Raw genomic sequence first — 17,072 nt, forward strand, 5'->3', positions numbered from 1 at the left:
GTGTCCGAAACGACCAGCCTCGGCGTCGCGCCATGGTGGAGAAACGCTTGACCGCGCCCAGAGACCCGCTGGAGCGAGGACAGTTCGAGGCCTGTCAGAGCTCGGTGCGGTGGGTTCAATTGCCCTGCGGGCACCGTGAAAGGAACGTCCCACCTGCGAAGTGTGCCCGACCGCGTTGTCAACGGGGCCGTCCCCCGTAAGAGTTGCAACTCCTGAGGAAGTCATGTTCTGCCAGAGCTGGGCATATGGTCTGCGCAGAGCCCTCCACGAGGCGGAGGGACAGGACTTGTACAGGGAGGCGGCGCCGAATGAGCAGGGTCGAGCGCGAGTGGGAAACACGGGCGAAGTGCCGCACCGCCGACCCCGATGAACTTTTCGTCGAAGGCGCGGCCCAGAACCGTGCGAAAGTCCTCTGCAGCGGATGTCTGGTCCGTACGGAATGCCTTGCTCACGCCCTCGACAACCGTATCGAGCACGGCGTTTGGGGCGGCATGACCGAGCGTGAACGCCGGAGCCTGCTGAGGCGGCGCCCGACGGTCACCTCATGGCGTCTGCTGCTGGAGACCGCCCGCACCGAGCAGGAGAGGGCGGCCCGGCCGCTTCCCGTTCACGCGGGCGAGGAGAAACGAACCGCCTGAACGACTTGCCTCGTGCCGGACACCGTCAACGCCCGTGCCGTCGAGCGCTGGGGGGCGGCCGACGTCCGCCTGACGCATCCGGAAAATGAAATTCACCGATCGGGTCATGCGCGTACCGTGGTCCTTCAGGACTCGATGGGGGGCATGTGACAGCAGCACGTCGTGACGTGGACGCCCGGCTGGTGATGGCGGTGACCGCGAAGGACCTCAGCGCGGTGCAGGCCTGTCTCGCGGACGGGGCCGATCCGGACATCTTGGGCCCTGACGGCCTCCCGCTGCTCTGCGCCGCCGTGGCCGGGTTCGACCACGAGATCGCCGAAGCACTGGTGGAGGCCGGAGCCGATTCCGACCACGAGCTGCCGGACGGCACCACACCGCTCCTACGGGCAGTCGACCACGGCTCCCCGGTGATGGTCGAGGCCGTTCTCGGCAAGGACCCCCGACTGCGCATCGCCGAGAGCACCCGTCAGCGCCTCCTCGACCTCGCACGGCACTGGTTCGAGACGGGGGCGACGGAGGAGCTGCGCCGCCGCACGGGCGCTACGGGGCAGGCCGTCCAGCGCGTGATCACGGACGACGGGCACACCTACGTGGAGGAGGTTTCGCTCGGCGGCCTCACCGTCAGGGCCGGCCACGCTGCCGTCCTCACCTCGCTGGAGCGGGCGTTCGGCGTCCAGCCGTCGGTGGCGGAGGTGGTGGCGCGGGCCGTCCCTCATCCGGACGAGACGCATGTCAACTGGTCCACCGCCGGCTACGTCCTGGCATACCGCCGCAGCCCGGAGGCCTGGTCCGCGTTGGCCGACCTGCGTCACCACCCCGACCCGGTCCACCGCCGGTTTCTCGCGAGTGTCCTGTGGAACCGGGACTACCTGGCCAACATTCACCAGCGGCAGGACACCGAGCAGGACGCCGATCTCCTGGCGGCTTGGGCTCTCGACGAGCCCGACGGCCACGTACTCGCGAGGGTCCTCGACGTCTACACGGGCAAGGACCACCCTGGGAAGGAAGCCGTCGGCCTCCGGTACGCCGGCCACGAGGAACCGCGGGTGCGTAGCGAGGTGCCGTATTGCCTGAACCTCCGTCAGGTCCTCGGAAATGAGCAGGTGTTGACCACCTTGCTCGCCCTCGCGGGGGATCGCGACCCAGGAGTGAGGACCGCGGTCGCGCAGTCCTTCGGGTCACCCCGTGATCTGGTCCCCGTGATCCGCGACAGGTTGCTCACCCTGCTCCGGGATCCCCACCCGGACGTCCGGGCTGCCGCAGCCGCGTCCCTCTCCACGTCCCACGACCGGGCGGCCCCGGTGACGGAAGCACTGGCCGCTCTGCTGGACGAGGAGGACCAGGCCCTCCGCCTGGAAGCCGCCTACGCCCTCGCCCTCCGCGACGACCCACGCACCGAGGAGGCATACGAACGGGTCGGCCCGCTCCGCCCAGATTTGAGAGACGACCACAGGGTGTCCGAGCACTGGCGCTACAGGTGGCGCAACCGGCCGGATGACGCGACCAGTCCATGAACGCATGTTGCCCACGTATGTGACAGGAAGCTGTACCCCGCGACCGCCTGTGCGGTGAGTAAGCCCGGCCAGGCGCGTCCCCCTGCTGGGTGCTGGCAGGGGGACGCGGGGCCCGGTCGACGTGCCTCCCGAGCCTGCCGACCGGAGTCTGGGAGGGTGCGCTCAGTTGGGGCCGGGTTCTTCGTGTGGCCGGCCTTCGGCGGGACCGGGGATGCTGAGCAGCGAGGCCTCGAAGGTCAGCAGGTGGGTGTGCCTGCGGATGTGGGTGGCCTGGTCCCAGGGGGAGTGGGTGTCATCCGGTGAGGTGTCCGCGGTCCACTCCGAGTAGGGGACGTGCGTGAACAGTGACAAGTCGGTGAGCGAGAGCTGCCAGGACAGTTGGCGTCCCCCGGCCACGAGCCACAACAGGTATGTGCCATGGGCCTGGGACCGGGTGGCCGGAGTGATGACGGCGGTCGAGGGGTGCAGTGCCGCGAGCCAGGCCAGCAGATGGGTGCGCTCCTGGGAGACCAGGGTGAGTTCCTGTTCGTAGGAGTCGGCGTGCCGTCGCCAGCGGTCCCGCTCCTGGCGGCAGTTGTCCAGGTCCCGTGCGAGGCGGTGCCTGGGGTCGGTGCGGGGGCGGTCGGCGTCGGCGGGTCTGCGGCGGGTCCCGCGACCGCGCGGGGACAGGGCGAACAGGAGGGCGGCGGCCGTCCGGCCGAGGGGACGAGTGGTTCGGGGTCTGCTGGACCGCACGTTCTCGGGGGCGGGATCCGCGGCAAGGGAGAACCTCGGAAATGGTGGCATCAGCTACTCCTGTGAGGGTGAGCGGGGGATGGCTCCATGACGTCGGCACCGGGCGGGCCGGCCCCTCCGTGGTCGCGCAGAGGAGCTTCGTCGGGGTTCGGGGCGGTGGACCCCGTCCGTCGGTACCGGCCGGCGCTACGGGCGTTGGCGGCGCGGCAGGCGTCGTCGACGGGTTCGCGTCGTCGCAGGTGCCGCTGGTAGGCCGCACGGGTCCCGCAGGGCAGGGGCCCCCTGGCCGTCGGGCGTACCTGGTCGCGAGCCGCCGAGGGGTCGGCGGAAGCAGGCGTTGACGGCTTGGGCAGCCGGGTCTGAGGCCGATCCGGTCGATGCGTTCGATCCGTTCGATCCGTTCGATCCGGCCCATCCGGCCCATCCGGCCGATCCGACCGGTCCGGTCGGCCCGGGCGGTCCTCCAAGGCATAGCGCTGCGGTCCGGTCAGGCCCGCGACGACACCGCTGCGACGGCACCGCGGAAGTCCCTTCTCTCGCCGCAGGACCGCGTCCCGGCAGGCCTTGAGGACGGGACATGCCGCGCAGATGGCCATGGCGACCCGTTTGGTGGCGCGGGAGAAGAACAGGTCCGCGTCCTGGTGTCGGCAGGAGGCATTCGACTCCCAGGCCCGTGAGCCTTCGCCGGTTCCGGCGGTCGCTCCCGCTTCGGTTGCCCATGAGCCTGAGTCTGCTTCGGCGGTCGGTCCCGCGTCGGTGTCGGTCGGGCCGCACGGTCGGACGTTCACCGGGACCGGCCGGCCGGGCTCTCGGCCGGCGCCGACGGCGGGTCGGTGGGGACCGAAGCCGGTGTGTCGGAGTCGCTGCCTCCGTGTACCGCCGCCGGCATCCGCACCGGCGTGGAGGGGCGTACCGGCGACAGAGGCCCCAGATGCTCGGCCACGTTGGCGAGGGAGCATCGCTCCGGGCGCCCGTCGATGGACAGCAACGGCATGCCGTCGCGGTTGCGGCAACCGTGGAAGTACCAGACGTCCCCGTGGATGTCGCGCAGCGGGAGGGCCAGGTCGTACGTGGTCGAGCCGAGCCGGAACGGGCGGGCCGGCGATGAGGGCTTCGTGGGTGGGGGAGCCGGGGCGGGGCTGTGGGCCACCACTGTCACCGGGACGCCTTCGCGTTCCCCTTCCGCGGTCACCGCGTGCGCACGGGTCCGTTGGACGGTCGTGAAGCTGAAGTACGCCCGCCAGTGCGCCCATTGGGCGTTGTCGCTGACACGCAGCACGACCCGCACGCGGTCGCCGTCCACCCGGATCCCGTACGGGCCCGCGTGGTCCGCGAGGTGGCGCTCGATGGTGCGCGCCACCGCGCGGGCGCGCTCACAGGAGGCGTCCCAGGCGAGTGCCTGGCGTTCCAGGTCGGTGACCGGCTGCGGAACGCGAGTCCAGTGCCCCTCCGGCGTGCGGTGAAGCACTGTGCCGAAGGAACGCTCGGGATCGACCAGGAGCCGGGCCCGGTCCAAGGCGTGCGCGGCGACGGTCGCCTGCTCGGAGCGGACGGATTCCAGTACCGCGCGGATCACTACCGCGGCGTGGGGAAGGTTGCCGTTCATGCGGACACCGCCTGCGTGACTTCGCGCAGATTGCGCAGCGCACGGTATGTCAGCGTCTTGACGGCACCGACGCTGCGGCCCATCGCGAGCGCGGTCTCCTGGGCGCTCATCTCGCTGAGGAAACGCAGCTCCAGGCAGTGCCGTTGATGGGCGTTGAGCGTGTGCAGGACGGAGTGGAGCGTTTCGTGGGCCTCGACCGCCTCCAGTTCGCGCAGTGCGAGGGACTCCGTGCCGGGGCCGGTGCAGTGCGTCTCGTGGAACTCGGCGACAGCCGTCTCCAACCGGGTGCGGCCGAGGGTGAGTTCGTCGAGGTACAGGTTCTTCGCGATCGTGGCCAGCCAGCCGGCGAATGCCGTGCCCTGCCAGGTGAAGGAGCCGATGCGACGCAGGGCGCGTGTGAACACCTCCTGGGTCAGGTCCTCCGCCAGGTGTTTGTTGTGGGTGCGGACGAGCAGGTAGCCGTACACCTGCCGGTAGTGCTGGTCGTACAGAGCGGCGAATGCCTCCCGGTCGCCCGTGCGGGCCCGGGCCAGCAGCTCGGGTTCCGGACTGTCCGGAGGGGTGGAGACGTTGTGCGGTACGGACACGATCGGTGCTCCCGTCGATGTCGTGCGGAGAAGCGAGGACTCCGCCCTCGCCATCTGCGATACGCATGTAGATGTAGATTCACGGGGCAGCGCTCAACTGCCCACTCATCCGGCTAGTTTGTGCGTCCGCCGTCGAATCGGTCCACAGTCTTCGTGTAGATGCAGATAGTGTCAAGCCGTCCACGGAGCGTCAGGGGTAAAAGGGCTCCTGGCGCGAGCACTTGGGCGGGGCGTGACCGCGGGTGCACGGCGTGCGCGGCGGTCCGGCTACCCTTACCGCACTCCGGCGTACTCCCGAAGATGTCGCCCCTGATCTGCGATCTACTTGCGCTTGTAGATCCTGTGGCAGATCCTCTGTGCGTGACGAACCCGCAGCGCGCCTCACGGGACACCGAAGCCGGCCATGACCGTCCACATCGGGACGAGGACCTGGCGGCTCTGCTCGAACGTCTTCTGGCGCAGGTCCCGGGGAGGACCCAGAAGGACCTGGCGTCCGCGGCCGGTATCTCCTATCCGACCCTGAACGCGTGGATGAACCGGACGCGCGGCACTTCCCGTATCGCCCCGGAGAAACTGCGGGCCATGGTCGACGTGTTCCGGGAGTGGGGCGTGCGGACGACGCCGAGGGAGTTCTTCGAGGCGGCCGGACGTCCGGTGCCCGGCCCCAGTGCGGACGAACGCGAGGCCCGACTGCTGATGCTCTACCGGCAATTGCCTGAGGCACGTCAGCGCGCGCTGCTCAGGGACGCCGAGATGATGCTCCAGGTCAGCCGCATCACCTGAGGCCCGCGGCACTCCAGGCGGCCCCCGCTGTCTCGAAAGGAGCCGACCTGGGGACGAGGGCGGCGCCTTTGCTGCGACGGACGAATATGACGAAGCGCCCCACATTCGCGAGTGTCATCGGTACCATCAGTCAGCCGCTGACCTCCCGGAGCGGATTGCATCGTGATGTTGTGCATCCCTGGGGAGATACGTCGTGTGCATTCACATTTTCATGGTGGACGATCTGCCGGCCATCGCACTGTGGGATCCCGACGAGGTGAGCATCCGTGTCGCCAGAGGGGCCCGAGTGGGCGATGCGCTCAAAGAAGTACGCGACATCCTGACGATCGACCTGGGAGCCCCTGCGTCCCGCGGCCCGGTGCTGCACTGCTTCTGCGGGATGCGCGTCGAGCTTCCACGTGAACTGACCTCGTGCGTGGTCGCGGCGGAAGCGGGCTGACACGCCGACAGTCCGGCCTGCACGGAACGTTCGTGAGGCCGTGGTGCAGTGCCAACGTCCGACCGTCCTCCCCGTCGCGGCCACCCCGATCGTTAGGCGGCAGCCCGCGACGTACCTGCGTGCGGCCGGGCTCACAGCCGGATGATCACCAGCGCCGTGTCGTCGTTGTTGCCCTCGGGTGGCAGAAGGTCGTCCAGGAGGGCGTCCGCCAGGACTTCGGGGTCCGATCGGCCGTGGCGGACGAGGGAGTCGGCAAGGCGGGCGAGACCGACGTCGATGTCCTCGAGGCGCCGCTCGATCAGGCCGTCGGTGTAGAGGACCAAGGTGGCGCCCTCTGTGAAGGAAGTACTGGCCTGCGGACGTGGCACGTGTTCCGGGCGCGCGCCCAGAGGGGGATCGGTCGCCTGGTCGAGGAAGGTCACCATGCCGTCGGAGTGGAGCAGGGCGGGCGGGGGATGCCCCGCGCTGCTGTACGTGATGGTGTGGGTGGCCCAGTCGATGTAGGTCTTCACCGCCGTGCTCGACTCCGCGCCCTCGACGTAACGGGCGTACAACCCCAGAGCCTCCAGCGCCCGAGCCGGACCGTCCGCGACCCGGGCGGCGGCGCTGAGCGCACTGCGCAGCTGCCCCATGACGCAGGCTGCGCGCAGGCCGTGCCCGACCACGTCGCCGACGGCGACCGCGATGCGGTCGCCGGGGAGGTCCACGAGGTCGTACCAGTCACCGCACACGTTCAAGGTGCCCACGGCGGGCCGGTAGCGCACGGCTGCGCGGTGGTGTCCGATCGGGGTGGGCGCGGGAAGCATGGCCGCCTGGAGGGCCAGGGCGACCTCTCGATCGCGGGCGTGGGCCCGGCGCAGGCGCTCGTTGACCTCCTGCAGTTCACGGGCGCGGGTGTAGAGCTCGGCCTCCAGTACGCGGGCGCGGCTGCTGTCGGTGCCCGTGCCGCCGCGGGCGCGGATGAGTTCGGTGACCTCCTCCACGCGGTGCACGATCAGCACCACGTTCCCGTCCGGGCCGAGCACGGGGGCGTTGACCGGGCTCCAGAAGTGCTCCACCCATCGGCCGGGGCGCTCGCGGTCCTCGATGTCGTAGCGCAGCAGCGCCATGGTGTCGCGCTCACCGGTGGCCACCACTCGGAGCATCGACGCCTGCGTCTCGCGCATGCCGGCGGCGGCCGGGTCATTGGGGTTCTCGGGGAAGACGTCGAAGATGTACCGGCCGACCAGCTGCTCGCGGGTGCGCCCGGCCAGCCGGAGGAAGTCCTCATTGGCGTCGGCGTACACCAGGTCGGGAGTCAGCAGCGCCACCATGCCGGGGAGGGCGTGGAACACCGCCGCGTAGTCGATGCGCGGTTTGCTCATGTGCTGCCCGCCTCTGTGCTGATCGTCCCTGTGCTGCCTCACGATAGGAGCGAACGCGGGCGGAGCCGGGGCTCCGCCACGACTGTCACCTGAGCAGCCCCATGGCGAGGCACCCGTGTTCGCTCCCATGGTCCGGCGCGGGGCTGTCGCGTGTGGGGATCCAGGGTTCCGCCGTGGTCCTGCGAGCGCGCGGGACACCTCGTTCCCGAACTGATCCGCGACCCGTAACGGACAGTACATTGAGTACCGGCATCTGCCCTGTTGTACTGTCGCGTGTGAGCTGACACGCTGCTCGGGGGCACCGGGGATGCTTTGACCTGACGCATCTGGGGAGGACCCGCACGATGACTGGCACGCTGGCCGACGAGATCCGCAGCCGACTGGGTGACCTGAGCCCGGCAGAGCGCAAAGTCGCCCGGGTGCTGCTCGCCGGGTATCCCGCAGCCGTCTTCGAGACCGTGGCGACCATCGCCGAGCGCGCCGCGGTGTCGACGCCCACCGTCCTCCGCTGTGCCTCTCGCCTCGGCTACCGGGGCTTTCCGGACCTGCAGGCGGCGCTGCGTGAAGAGCTGGACGCCCGCAACGCGTCTCCCATCACCCTCTACGAGTCCTCGGACCCGGTGTCCGACGAGGAGCCGGGCGAGGCCGTTGCCGGCGAGGCGCGGCTGGAGCCGCGGCTGGCCCTGCTCCAGCAGGCGCTGTCCCAGACCTTCCATGAGGTGTCCGCGCACGAGTTCGATACGGCGGCGCAGCTGCTGGGGGATCCTCGCCGTCGGGTTCATCTGGCCGGCGGGCGCTTCACCCACCTGCTGGCGCAGTATCTCGGGCTGCATCTGATGCAGGTGCGCGACCAGGTGTCCTTTCTGCCGGACAGGGATGTCGAGAGGACGTCCTTCCTCACCCAGCTGGCGCGCCGCGATGTCACGGTCATCTTCGACTACCGGCGTTACGAGGAGGACATGACCGTCATCGCCGAACTCGCACGCGAACGGGGAGGAAAGGTCGTCGTCTTCACGGACCCGTGGCTCTCGCCCGCGTCGGCGCACGCCGATGTCGTGCTCATCAGTCAGGTCGCCTCCGGTTCCCCGTACGACAGCCTGACCCCCACGCTCGCGCTCATCGAGACGCTGATCTCGGCAGTCCTCGACCGGCTCGGCACGGACGCGCACCAGCGGATGAAGGACGGCGAGGACATCGCCCGCCGGGCCGGGCTCCTGTGAGGTGACCGCGGGCGGCCTGCCGCCATGCGGCATGGCGACAGGGCGCCGCGTTGCTGTGGGAACGCGGCGCCCTGCTCGCTCGAAGTGCCCTGGTTGCCGGGGCGCCGTCAGCGCGGGGCGATGGTGATATGCAGATCGACGAGGGTGTCTGCGCTGGTGCCGTCGCTGCTCCAGGCGGCGAAGCCGGCGGATTTGGCCATGGTGACCCCGAACCGCGGGCCGGACTCGTAGGTGGTGGCGGTCGCGGTGTCATGCGCGCGGGACTGGGCCAGTGAACGGGCGGTGGTGCGGAAGGAGTAGGCGGCTCCCTCGGGATTGGCGGCCGAGTGGAAGACGTCCGCGTTCGCGACGAGGGGATCGCTGCTGGTGGGCGTCAGGCGGTACTTGTCCGGGGCGGGCTGGACCTTCCACGTGTGTGCGTCGTACCGGTCGCCGTCGGTGAGGTAGCTGTAGCGGGCGCCCCGCAGGGACCATCCGGACGGCGAGGCCTCGGCGCGGGCGCGGCGTAGATCGAGAACGGCCGCACCGTTGGGGCCCAGAACGGTGAACCGCTCGCGCCCGCTGCCGGCATGGTCGACGACGAGAGCGGTGTTCTCCTCCAGCGCGTAGACGCGGTCGTGTCCGGTGTCGGCCGCCAGGCGGTAGGCGCGGCCCTCGCGTCCATAGGCTCCGGTGTGGGTCTCGACGAGGGCCGAGCGCAGGAACCCGAAGCCGCCCCGGGGGATGTAGCCGAGGTGCGTGGGGTCGTCGAAGTAGCCGGGGTCGCTGCCGTCGCGCAGGCCTTCGTACGATTCGCCTCCGCTGACCATGTCGGGGCCGGAGGCGATCTGCGCGCCGGCGGAGGAGCCGGCGACGACGGCGCCGTGAGCCAGCTTCGCGCGTATGGCGGCCAGGACCTTCGAGTCCTTCTGTCCGTGGCCGCGAAGCAGCGTCTGGATGTAGCGGTACTGGTCGCCGCCGCCGAAGAAGAAGCCCGTCATGGAGTCGACCTGGGCGACGACGGCGTCGGAGTCCGCGTTGGCCACATGGTCGAGATCGATGGGAATCCACTGGGCTTCGGCAGCGCCGTGCTTCTCGAACAGGTCCGCGTAGTACGCGCCGTTGCAGGCGGAGTTGCTGCAACGTTCGGGGTCCGCGGCATCGGGGTCCTGGCTCTCCGGCACGGAGGCGGCGGTGATGACGCCGATGCGTGCGCCTGCGCCGCCCGCGCGGTCGATGATCTCGCCGTACACCTCGGCGTTGTCCTCCTTCAAGCCGCCGCCGACGAGGACCAGGGATCCGTCGTGGGTGGTGTCGCCGGCTGCGGCGGCTTGCGCTGTGGGGGCCGTGGCGAGGAGGGCAAGGGCCAGGCTGCCGGCCAGCGCGGCGCGACGGGTGAGGCGGTGTTGTACAGGCATGGGAGCTCTCCGGTCTGGTCGGATGGGCAGGTGCCGGCCGCCCCTCGTGGGCGGGTTCGGGTTGCGGCCGTGGACGGGCACCAGGGTGGTGCCGGTCGTCGCGCCGCAGGGCGGTGGCGTCGAGCTACAGGGAGGGTGCGGCGACGTGGCCGAGCGCTGCCACGAGGGCGGCCAGCACCGTGATGCGCTGCGGGACGCTCGTGATGTCGAGCCACTCCTGCGGGGTGTGGTCCGCGCCGCCGACGGGGCCGAGCCCGTCCAGCGTCGGCACGCCCGTTCCGGCGATGAGGTTGGCGTCTCCCACTCCTCCGGTGATGGTCGCCTCCAGCCTCACCCCCACGGCCTGCGCGGCGTGCCGCGCCAGGTCGAGCATGTGACGGGAGGCGCTGGTCGCCTCCATGGGCGGGCACAGGTCGAGTTGCTCGACGGTGATGCTGGTTCCGGCGACCGCCGGCCGGTCGGCGGCTTCCTGGATCGCCCGCTTGACTCGGCGGACGTCGGCGGTGGTGGTCGCCCGCACCTCCACCCGCAATTCGGCTTCGGCGCAGACGATGTTGGGGCGCTCACCGGCTCTGATGGTGCCCACGTTGACGGTGACGTCGTCCCATCGGCCGTTGAGCGCCTGGAGCTCGACGATCAGGTGGGCGGCCGCGAGGCCGGCGTTGGCGCCTCGTTCGGGTTCGATCCCGGCGTGGGCGGCCCGGCCCGTGACGGTGATGTGGAAGTCGGCCACGCCCTTGCGGCCGATGACGACGTCGCCGTTCTCGCGGGCGCATTCCAGGCCCAATCCGTAGTGCATGCCGCGGGCCGTGCGTTCGATGAGCGGGCGGCTGGCGGGGGAGCCGATCTCCTCGTCGGGGGTGGCGATGAGGACCAGTTCGTCGTAGGCCGTCCATCCGGCCTCACCGAGGATCTCGAGCGCCGTCAGTCCCGCCAGGAGACCGCCTTTGTCGTCACTCACTCCGGGGCCGTGGGCGATGGATCCCTGCAAGGTGAACGGCCGGGCCAGGGCGGTTCCCCGGTCGAAGACCGTGTCCATGTGGCCGGCGAGGAGGATTCTGCGACCGCCTTCCTGTGCCGGGAGCGTGCCCTTCCTGCGGGCGACGAGAGCGTCGCCGGCCTGAGCCGCACCGACTGCGGCACAGCGCACGCGCTCGACGGAGAAACCGATCCGCTGCAGTCGCTCCTGCACCCAGTCGGCCACCCGGTTGACGCCCTCGGGATCGTAGGACCCCGAATCGATGGAGACGAGCTCCCGGAGATCCGCCAGATAGCGGGAGCTGTGAGAGCAGGCCAGGTCGAGCAGGTCCGCGGTGAGTTCCTGCTGACGTGTCGCCGCGTTCACAGGACCTTGGACAGGAAGGCGCGGGTGCGTTCCTGCTCCGGCTCGACGAGAACCCGTCGGGGGTCACCGGCCTCGACCACCACGCCCTGGTCCATGAAGACGGCTGTGTCACCGACCTCTCGGGCGAACCCGATCTCATGGGTGACCACCACCATGGTCATACCGTCGGCGGCCAGGCCGCGCATGACGTCCAGGACGTCGCCGACCAGCTCCGGGTCCAGGGCGGACGTCGGCTCGTCGAAGAGCATCAGCTTGGGCCTCATGGCGAGAGCGCGTGCGATGGCGACCCGCTGCTGCTGGCCTCCGGACAACTCGGCAGGGTAATGGTGTCCGCGGTCCTCCAGGCCGACCTGCGCGAGCAGTTGCCGCGCCAGCTCGCGCGCCTCACCTCTGGGTACGGCGCCGACCTTGACGGGGGCCTCGGTGATGTTCTGCAGCGCCGTCAGATGGGGGAACAGGTTGAAGCGCTGGAAGACCATTCCGATGTCACGGCGGCGCTGCGCCACCTCCCGTTCGCGCAGTTCGTGCAGTCGCATGCCTTCCTGGCGGTAGCCCACGAGGTCACCGTCGACGGTGAGTTTGCCGCCGTCGACCTTCTCCAGGTGGTTGATGCACCGCAGGAACGTGGACTTGCCGGACCCTGACGGGCCCAGCAGACAGCACACCTGTCCGCGCTCGACGGTCAGATCTATGCCCTTGAGCACTTCGAGCCGCCCGAAGCGCTTGCGCACTCCCTCCGCCCGAACCATGGCCGCGGTCATCGGCCGTCCTCCTTGTCCTTCTTGCCGATCAGTCCCACGGCGCCGCCGACCATCCGCCGCAGGGGAGAGGTGTGTCCGCCGCGTGCTGTGCCACGTCCGTAGCGGCGCTCCAGCCACGCCTGAGGGATGCTCAGCACGCTCACCAGCGCCAGATACCAGAGGCTCGCCACGACCAGCATGGGGATGACCTGGTAGTTCTGTGCGTACACGTCCTGGATGTTGGACATGAGGTCGTGCGCGGAGATGACCGAGACCAGGGCGGTCATCTTCAGCATGTTGATGGTCTCGTTGCCCATCGGCGGAATGATGACCCTCATCGCCTGCGGCAGGACGATCCGGCGCATGGTGAGCGCCGGTCGCATGCCCAGTGAGTGGGCCGCCTCGGTCTGGCCGAAGTCGACGGACTGGATGCCGGCACGGACGATCTCGGAGGCGTAGGCGGCCTCGTTCAGTCCGAGGGCGAGCAGCGCGGCGATGGCGGGGGTGAGTACGGCGTTGGTCTCGGTCTGGAAGAAGGTGATGTCCGTGAACGGGACGCCGATCTTGATGTACTTGTAAAGGGCTGCCGCGTACCCCCAGAAGATGATCTGTACGAGCAGCGGCGTGCCGCGGAAGACCCAGACGAACGCCGTGGCGATGCCGTACAGCACCGGGCTGGACGACAGGCGCATTACGGCGATCAAGGTGCCCACGCCGAGGCCGAGGGCCATGGCTGCGGCGGTGAGCCAGAGTGTGGTGCCCAGTCCGTCGAAGATGAGGTCGGCGAACAGGTAGTGCCCGACGACGTCCCAGTGCAGGTTGTCGTTCTTCGCGAGCGAGCCGCTGAGCCCGACGAGCGCCAGCAGGCTGGTCACGGCGGCGATCCAGCGCCCGTAGTTGCGGACCGGGACCACTTCGAGATCCTGGGCGCCGAGGTCGCCGGCGGGTGGGGCCTTGAGGGTGTCCTTGGTGTCGATCATCCCTAGTCCACCGCCGCGTTCCGGGTGGCTTCCTTCACGGCGATCGAGGCCACGCCGTACTTGGTGTAGATCTTGGCGACGGTGCCGTCGTCGATCAGCGACTGCAGGGCCTTCTGGATCGCCTCGGTCAGTTCGGGCAGTTGCTTGCTGACGGCGATGCCGTTGGGCGAGGCGTTGTAGCCGCCGGGTGCCTTGGGGTCCTCGACCAGGTCGAAGGCTTTGCCGCTGTCCGCGGTCTTGGCCACCCAGCCCGCGGCGGGCTTGGTGAGGACCTGCGCGGCCACCTTGCCGGAACGCAGGGCGAGTTGCGCGTCGGAGTCCTTGGGGAAGGTCTGGATGTCGATCCTGCCCTTGCCGGCGGCGGAGCAGTCGGCCTGTCGGGTCTTGAGCAGCTTGAGCTGGTTGGTCGCGGCCTGCACGGCGACCTTTCGTCCGCACAGTCCGTCCAGATCGGTGATCTTGTCGGGGTTGCCGTCGGCGACGAGGATGCCCGAACCGGACTGGGAGTAGTCGACGAAGTCGACGACCTGCTGCCGTTCCTTGTTGTCGGTGATGGCTGACATCGCGACATCGAACTTGCCGGCCTGGATGGCCGGGACGATGCCGTCGAACTTCTGTGGTGTGAAGGCGAACGTCACCCCGAGCTTTCCGCCCAGTGCCTGGCCCAGGTCGTGGTCCAGCCCGGTCAGCCCGCTCTCGCCCTCCTTCACGAACATCTCGAAGGGCGGGTAGGGCACATCGGTCGCCACCCGTACCTTCCCGGCCTCCCGGATCTTCTCGGGGAGCATGTCGTGCAGGGCCTGCTCCCTGGTGATCTCGACTCCGGCGATCGAGACCTTCCCGTTCGCCGCGGGCGTGGAGTCGCCGCCGTCCTGGCAGGCGGAGAGCGTCGTGAAAGCCAGGGCCGCCGTCGCGGCGGTCGCCGCACTCCGGGCGAGACGAGTGTTCATCGTGGTGGACCTCTCGATCGTTCTGCCGACGGACCCCTGCCGTCGGCGGTACTGCAGGAAGTTACAGATAGAACGTGATGGTGGCTAGATGTATCGAGCGTTACTTTCATGTAACGCCGCACAGGTGATCACGCAGAGGTCGGGAGCACTGGATCTCTGCCGGATCGACCGGAGTGCATTCGCGGATCGAAGGCCGCACAGTCATACATCTTTCGATGCCGTGCGTTGACTTGTATCGTCCGCTACCACCATCGAAGGGCCTCGCTCTCCGGCGCCGACAGCTGCGCGCCGTCCGTCGGGAAGAGGCCCACTTCCCAACCCCTGGAGTCCTCGTGACGTCACGTCATGCACGCAAGGCCGCCTACGCCGCCGTATCGCTGTGCGCTCTGACCCTGCCGCTGACCGTTCCCCAGCCCGCGCACGCGTCCGCCAACCGCGTCAGGCTCGGCAGCGCCAACGATGCGAGCCGCGCCTCCTGGAACGGGCCGGCGTTCACCATGAACGGCGCGGGCGGTGTCGTGGCGGCCTCGATGACCCGAGCCGTCGACGACATCCGCGGCGGCACCGGAAGCCTCGACGTGGTCGTCCTCGCCGGCTCCGCGCCCACCTCCGGCAGCGCGACGCCCGAGTGTGACACCGTCATGACCATTCCAGGCGTCAACTCCTGCACGACCTGGACGTTGACCACCGCCGCCGACGGCAGCAACAGCCAGGTCAACACCGACATCCGCAATGCCGAGTTCGTCTACTTCGCGGGCGGCGACCAGTGTCGCTACGCGGCGTGGAAGGGGACCGCGCTGGAGGCGTCCGTGGAGTCGGTGGTGGCCAAGGGCGGCGGAGCCGGCGGCGGCAGCGCCGGGCACCACATCAACAGCCCGGTCGTCTACGACGCCTGCAACGGCAGCGTCACCAGCACGCAGGCACTCGCCAACCCCTACGACCGCGCGGTCAGTTTCACCACCGGCATGTTCCAATGGGCCGACTACGGTGCGGTGATCAACGACTCCCACTTCGTCACCCGCGACCGCATGGGCCGCACCATGGCCTTCGTCGCCAGAGCGGTCAAGGACGGCCTGACCACTGGGGGAGCGGCTTGGGGCGTGGGCGTGGAAGAGGGCGGCTCCCTGTTCGTCGACCGCGACGGCAAAGCCACGCAGTACGGCAAGGACGCCTATGTCGTTCTGGGCGACCACCAGCCAGAGCAGGCCGTCGAGCGCAAGCCGCTGACCTACTCCGGCTTCAAGATCTGGCGCCTGACGCCGGGCACCGCCTTCGACTTCAGGAACCGGCCCACCTGCGGCTATTACCTGCGCAGCGTCACCGCCGGTGTGCCTGACGCCAGTCTCTACTCGGGCACACCTGTCACGGACTGCGACCAGGCCGGCGGTACCGCTCTCGTGGAGAGCGAACCGAACGACACCCGCGACACCGCCGACGACGCCGGCACCCTCGTCTCACCCGCGACGATCACCGGCGCCATGCAGGCCGCCAACGATCGCGACTACTTCCGGGTCTCCCTCGCCTCCGGGCAGACCGCCTCGCTCACCTGCTCCGTACCAGCCGCCTACGACGCGGACCTGTACTGGCTCGATTCCACCGGCAGCACCCTCGCGCGCTCCGTCAACGACGGAGCCGGCACCGACGAAGCGCTCACCTTCACGCGTACCGCCTCCGGCACGGGCACCTACTACGTCGACGTAGAGGCATACGCAGGATCCGGCACCTCCGCGTACACCTGCACCCTGACGAAGAGCTGACCCCACGCGCCGTGACCGGGGAGCGCGGGAGGTCACAGGCCCCACACGTGCTTCGCAGGTGCACGGTGTCGGTGCGTCCCGCAAGCTGGAGTCATGACGGACCCACTCGTCCCTCCCGAAGAGACACCACCGGTCGAGGGCTCCACAGCCGAAGCCCACCAGGAACTCGCCGACGGCGGGCCCTGGGAGCACCCCGTGCTGTGGATCTGCCTCATCATCGCCGGTGCAGTGCTCGTCGCGGGCTATTTCATCGCTCGCATCACCTCCTTCTGAATGCTCCCGCATCCCCTTCTGAGCCCTTTGAGGCAGGGGCGGAGCGGCGAAGGCAGGCCGCGGGCCAGGTCGAGGACGCAGCGGCCCGCGACGAGCAACAACTCGCGCGGGCCGATGAGTCCTCGGTCCCTATCCCCCTGTGCCTCGGTCGATGTGGCCGCGGGCGGCGTGAGCGCCCGGTCGCCGCCGGTGGACAGGGCGGCGGGTGACTGCACCGCACGGCGCCGGGCCAGGGACTCCTTGGCGGCCTGGCGTGCGTGGCGGCGGCGCCAGTACGGGTTGTCGTGGGACAGCTTGCTGGAGACCCGGCCGTACATCCCGCAGGTGAGGATGATCAGTCCCATGACGAAGCTGAACATGACGTTGGTCATGCCGAAGTCGAGGACGTTGGCCGGCTTGTCCAGGATGAAGATGTGGGCGAAGCCGCTCACCAGGAACAGTGCGCCGATCGACATGTTGAGTGTCGAGGCGAAGTTGCCTCCCACGATCGCACCGCCGATGAGCACCAGCGCGACGATGACGGAGATCAGACTGAGGACGCCGTTGGTCGACATGCCCGCGATCTGCTGCCCGTCCGTGTTGAACGGGCTCAGCTGGTCGGCGAAACCGAGGAGCCCGAAGGCGAGCACGATCAGGCCGCAGGCGGCGGCGCTGTAGCGGTAGACCGTCGCCAGTTTGTGGTCGACGGGGAACTCGTCACTGAGCTTCATATCCGGTCCTCTCCGAAGCGGGGACGTCGTGTCC

17 protein-coding genes and 1 pseudogene are annotated in these 17,072 nt (G+C 69.3%); 7 read left to right on the top strand and 11 right to left on the bottom strand.

Annotated elements, in window-relative coordinates:
* The first annotated feature begins 308 nt into the window (after positions 1 to 308).
* Both ACFYQQ_RS20605 and ACFYQQ_RS20610 read left to right on the top strand, forming a co-directional pair.
* Positions 309 to 638 carry a WhiB family transcriptional regulator gene (locus ACFYQQ_RS20605; protein ID WP_355793528.1) on the top strand — a complete coding sequence of 110 codons (330 nt, stop codon included), beginning with the start codon at positions 309 to 311 and terminating at the stop codon, positions 636 to 638.
* 146 nt (positions 639 to 784) lie between these two features.
* The gene (locus ACFYQQ_RS20610; RefSeq protein ID WP_355793526.1) at positions 785 to 2,152 is read left to right on the top strand and encodes a HEAT repeat domain-containing protein; all 1,368 of its coding nucleotides are present in this window, start codon (positions 785 to 787) and stop codon (positions 2,150 to 2,152) included.
* Between the two features lie 162 nt (positions 2,153 to 2,314).
* On the opposite strand, the gene ACFYQQ_RS20615 is transcribed toward ACFYQQ_RS20610, so the two are convergent.
* From ACFYQQ_RS20615 to ACFYQQ_RS20630, 4 genes are read right to left on the bottom strand one after another with little or no spacing between them, the layout of a single operon-like run.
* On the bottom strand, positions 2,315 to 2,938 hold the full coding sequence (locus ACFYQQ_RS20615; RefSeq protein WP_388904927.1) for a hypothetical protein: 624 nt from the start codon (positions 2,936 to 2,938) through the stop codon (positions 2,315 to 2,317).
* The gene (locus tag ACFYQQ_RS20620; RefSeq protein WP_388904928.1) at positions 2,938 to 3,675 is read right to left on the bottom strand and encodes a WhiB family transcriptional regulator; all 738 of its coding nucleotides are present in this window, start codon (positions 3,673 to 3,675) and stop codon (positions 2,938 to 2,940) included. Before ACFYQQ_RS20620 ends, ACFYQQ_RS20615 begins: the two co-directional genes overlap by 1 nt.
* Positions 3,672 to 4,493 carry a BN159_2729 family protein gene (locus ACFYQQ_RS20625; protein WP_388904929.1) on the bottom strand — a complete coding sequence of 274 codons (822 nt, stop codon included), beginning with the start codon at positions 4,491 to 4,493 and terminating at the stop codon, positions 3,672 to 3,674. Before ACFYQQ_RS20625 ends, ACFYQQ_RS20620 begins: the two co-directional genes overlap by 4 nt.
* Positions 4,490 to 5,080, bottom strand: coding sequence for a sigma-70 family RNA polymerase sigma factor (locus ACFYQQ_RS20630; protein WP_356175386.1), 591 nt, complete (start codon positions 5,078 to 5,080; stop codon positions 4,490 to 4,492). The genes ACFYQQ_RS20625 and ACFYQQ_RS20630 overlap by 4 nt, the downstream gene beginning before the upstream one ends.
* Before the next feature lie 360 nt (positions 5,081 to 5,440).
* Between ACFYQQ_RS20630 and ACFYQQ_RS20635 the strand changes: the two genes are divergently transcribed.
* Together ACFYQQ_RS20635 and ACFYQQ_RS20640 are read left to right on the top strand one after the other, a co-directional pair.
* Entirely contained in the window at positions 5,441 to 5,863 is a 423-nt protein-coding gene (locus ACFYQQ_RS20635) for a transcriptional regulator (RefSeq protein ID WP_355785248.1), read from the top strand.
* Between the two features lie 193 nt (positions 5,864 to 6,056).
* Positions 6,057 to 6,302, top strand: a complete 246-nt coding sequence (locus ACFYQQ_RS20640) for a hypothetical protein (protein ID WP_356175389.1) — start codon at positions 6,057 to 6,059, stop codon at positions 6,300 to 6,302.
* A 131-nt stretch (positions 6,303 to 6,433) separates the two neighbouring features.
* On the opposite strand, the gene ACFYQQ_RS20645 is transcribed toward ACFYQQ_RS20640, so the two are convergent.
* Positions 6,434 to 7,666, bottom strand: a complete 1,233-nt coding sequence (locus tag ACFYQQ_RS20645; RefSeq protein WP_356175391.1) for a SpoIIE family protein phosphatase — start codon at positions 7,664 to 7,666, stop codon at positions 6,434 to 6,436.
* Between the two features lie 344 nt (positions 7,667 to 8,010).
* On the opposite strand from ACFYQQ_RS20645, the gene ACFYQQ_RS20650 reads away from it, so the two are divergent.
* The gene (locus tag ACFYQQ_RS20650; protein WP_356175394.1) at positions 8,011 to 8,886 is read left to right on the top strand and encodes a MurR/RpiR family transcriptional regulator; all 876 of its coding nucleotides are present in this window, start codon (positions 8,011 to 8,013) and stop codon (positions 8,884 to 8,886) included.
* A gap of 107 nt (positions 8,887 to 8,993) precedes the next feature.
* Here ACFYQQ_RS20650 and ACFYQQ_RS20655 read toward each other — a convergent pair whose 3' ends face one another.
* The 5 genes from ACFYQQ_RS20655 to ACFYQQ_RS20675 all read right to left on the bottom strand — a co-directional run bounded on the left by ACFYQQ_RS20655 (position 8,994) and on the right by ACFYQQ_RS20675 (position 14,298).
* Positions 8,994 to 10,283 carry a cyanophycinase gene (locus ACFYQQ_RS20655; RefSeq protein ID WP_356240924.1) on the bottom strand — a complete coding sequence of 430 codons (1,290 nt, stop codon included), beginning with the start codon at positions 10,281 to 10,283 and terminating at the stop codon, positions 8,994 to 8,996.
* Between the two features lie 124 nt (positions 10,284 to 10,407).
* Positions 10,408 to 11,628 (bottom strand): M20 family metallopeptidase, encoded by a 1,221-nt coding sequence (locus tag ACFYQQ_RS20660; protein WP_388904930.1) that lies wholly within the window; start codon positions 11,626 to 11,628, stop codon positions 10,408 to 10,410.
* A complete protein-coding gene (locus ACFYQQ_RS20665; RefSeq protein WP_388904988.1) occupies positions 11,625 to 12,377 on the bottom strand; it encodes an amino acid ABC transporter ATP-binding protein in 753 nt (250 codons plus the stop codon). Before ACFYQQ_RS20665 ends, ACFYQQ_RS20660 begins: the two co-directional genes overlap by 4 nt.
* Positions 12,378 to 12,385: 8 nt before the next feature.
* Complete coding sequence (locus ACFYQQ_RS20670) at positions 12,386 to 13,348, bottom strand: amino acid ABC transporter permease (protein WP_355786215.1); 963 nt, start codon at positions 13,346 to 13,348, stop codon at positions 12,386 to 12,388.
* Between the two features lie 2 nt (positions 13,349 to 13,350).
* A complete protein-coding gene (locus tag ACFYQQ_RS20675) occupies positions 13,351 to 14,298 on the bottom strand; it encodes an ABC transporter substrate-binding protein (protein WP_355786212.1) in 948 nt (315 codons plus the stop codon).
* Positions 14,299 to 14,630: 332 nt separating this feature from the next.
* Between ACFYQQ_RS20675 and ACFYQQ_RS20680 the strand changes: the two genes are divergently transcribed.
* Positions 14,631 to 16,055, top strand: coding sequence for a pre-peptidase C-terminal domain-containing protein (locus ACFYQQ_RS20680; RefSeq protein WP_355786209.1), 1,425 nt, complete (start codon positions 14,631 to 14,633; stop codon positions 16,053 to 16,055).
* Positions 16,056 to 16,148: 93 nt separating this feature from the next.
* On the top strand, positions 16,149 to 16,328 hold the full coding sequence (locus ACFYQQ_RS20685; RefSeq protein ID WP_355786206.1) for a DUF6480 family protein: 180 nt from the start codon (positions 16,149 to 16,151) through the stop codon (positions 16,326 to 16,328).
* A gap of 215 nt (positions 16,329 to 16,543) precedes the next feature.
* Here ACFYQQ_RS20685 and ACFYQQ_RS20690 read toward each other — a convergent pair.
* Positions 16,544 to 17,038, bottom strand: a pseudogene (locus ACFYQQ_RS20690) (DUF4383 domain-containing protein); the annotation flags it as partial.
* Positions 17,039 to 17,072: the final 34 nt, after the last annotated feature.

It is taken from the genome of Streptomyces sp. NPDC005496, from assembly GCF_042872045.1.
GTDB lineage: Bacteria > Actinomycetota > Actinomycetes > Streptomycetales > Streptomycetaceae > Streptomyces.

What these genes read in the sequence shown, in the direction of transcription:
- ACFYQQ_RS20605 (WP_355793528.1), top strand. Translation starts at nt 309, where the DNA reads ATGAGCAGGGTCGAGCGCGAGTGGGAAACACGGGCGAAGTGCCGCACC.
- ACFYQQ_RS20615 (WP_388904927.1), bottom strand. Translation starts at nt 2,938, where the DNA reads ATGCCACCATTTCCGAGGTTCTCCCTTGCCGCGGATCCCGCCCCCGAG.
- ACFYQQ_RS20625 (WP_388904929.1), bottom strand. Translation starts at nt 4,493, where the DNA reads ATGAACGGCAACCTTCCCCACGCCGCGGTAGTGATCCGCGCGGTACTG.
- ACFYQQ_RS20645 (WP_356175391.1), bottom strand. Translation starts at nt 7,666, where the DNA reads ATGAGCAAACCGCGCATCGACTACGCGGCGGTGTTCCACGCCCTCCCC.
- ACFYQQ_RS20650 (WP_356175394.1), top strand. Translation starts at nt 8,011, where the DNA reads ATGACTGGCACGCTGGCCGACGAGATCCGCAGCCGACTGGGTGACCTG.
- ACFYQQ_RS20655 (WP_356240924.1), bottom strand. Translation starts at nt 10,283, where the DNA reads ATGCCTGTACAACACCGCCTCACCCGTCGCGCCGCGCTGGCCGGCAGC.
- ACFYQQ_RS20665 (WP_388904988.1), bottom strand. Translation starts at nt 12,377, where the DNA reads ATGGTTCGGGCGGAGGGAGTGCGCAAGCGCTTCGGGCGGCTCGAAGTG.
- ACFYQQ_RS20670 (WP_355786215.1), bottom strand. Translation starts at nt 13,348, where the DNA reads ATGATCGACACCAAGGACACCCTCAAGGCCCCACCCGCCGGCGACCTC.
- ACFYQQ_RS20675 (WP_355786212.1), bottom strand. Translation starts at nt 14,298, where the DNA reads ATGAACACTCGTCTCGCCCGGAGTGCGGCGACCGCCGCGACGGCGGCC.
- ACFYQQ_RS20685 (WP_355786206.1), top strand. Translation starts at nt 16,149, where the DNA reads ATGACGGACCCACTCGTCCCTCCCGAAGAGACACCACCGGTCGAGGGC.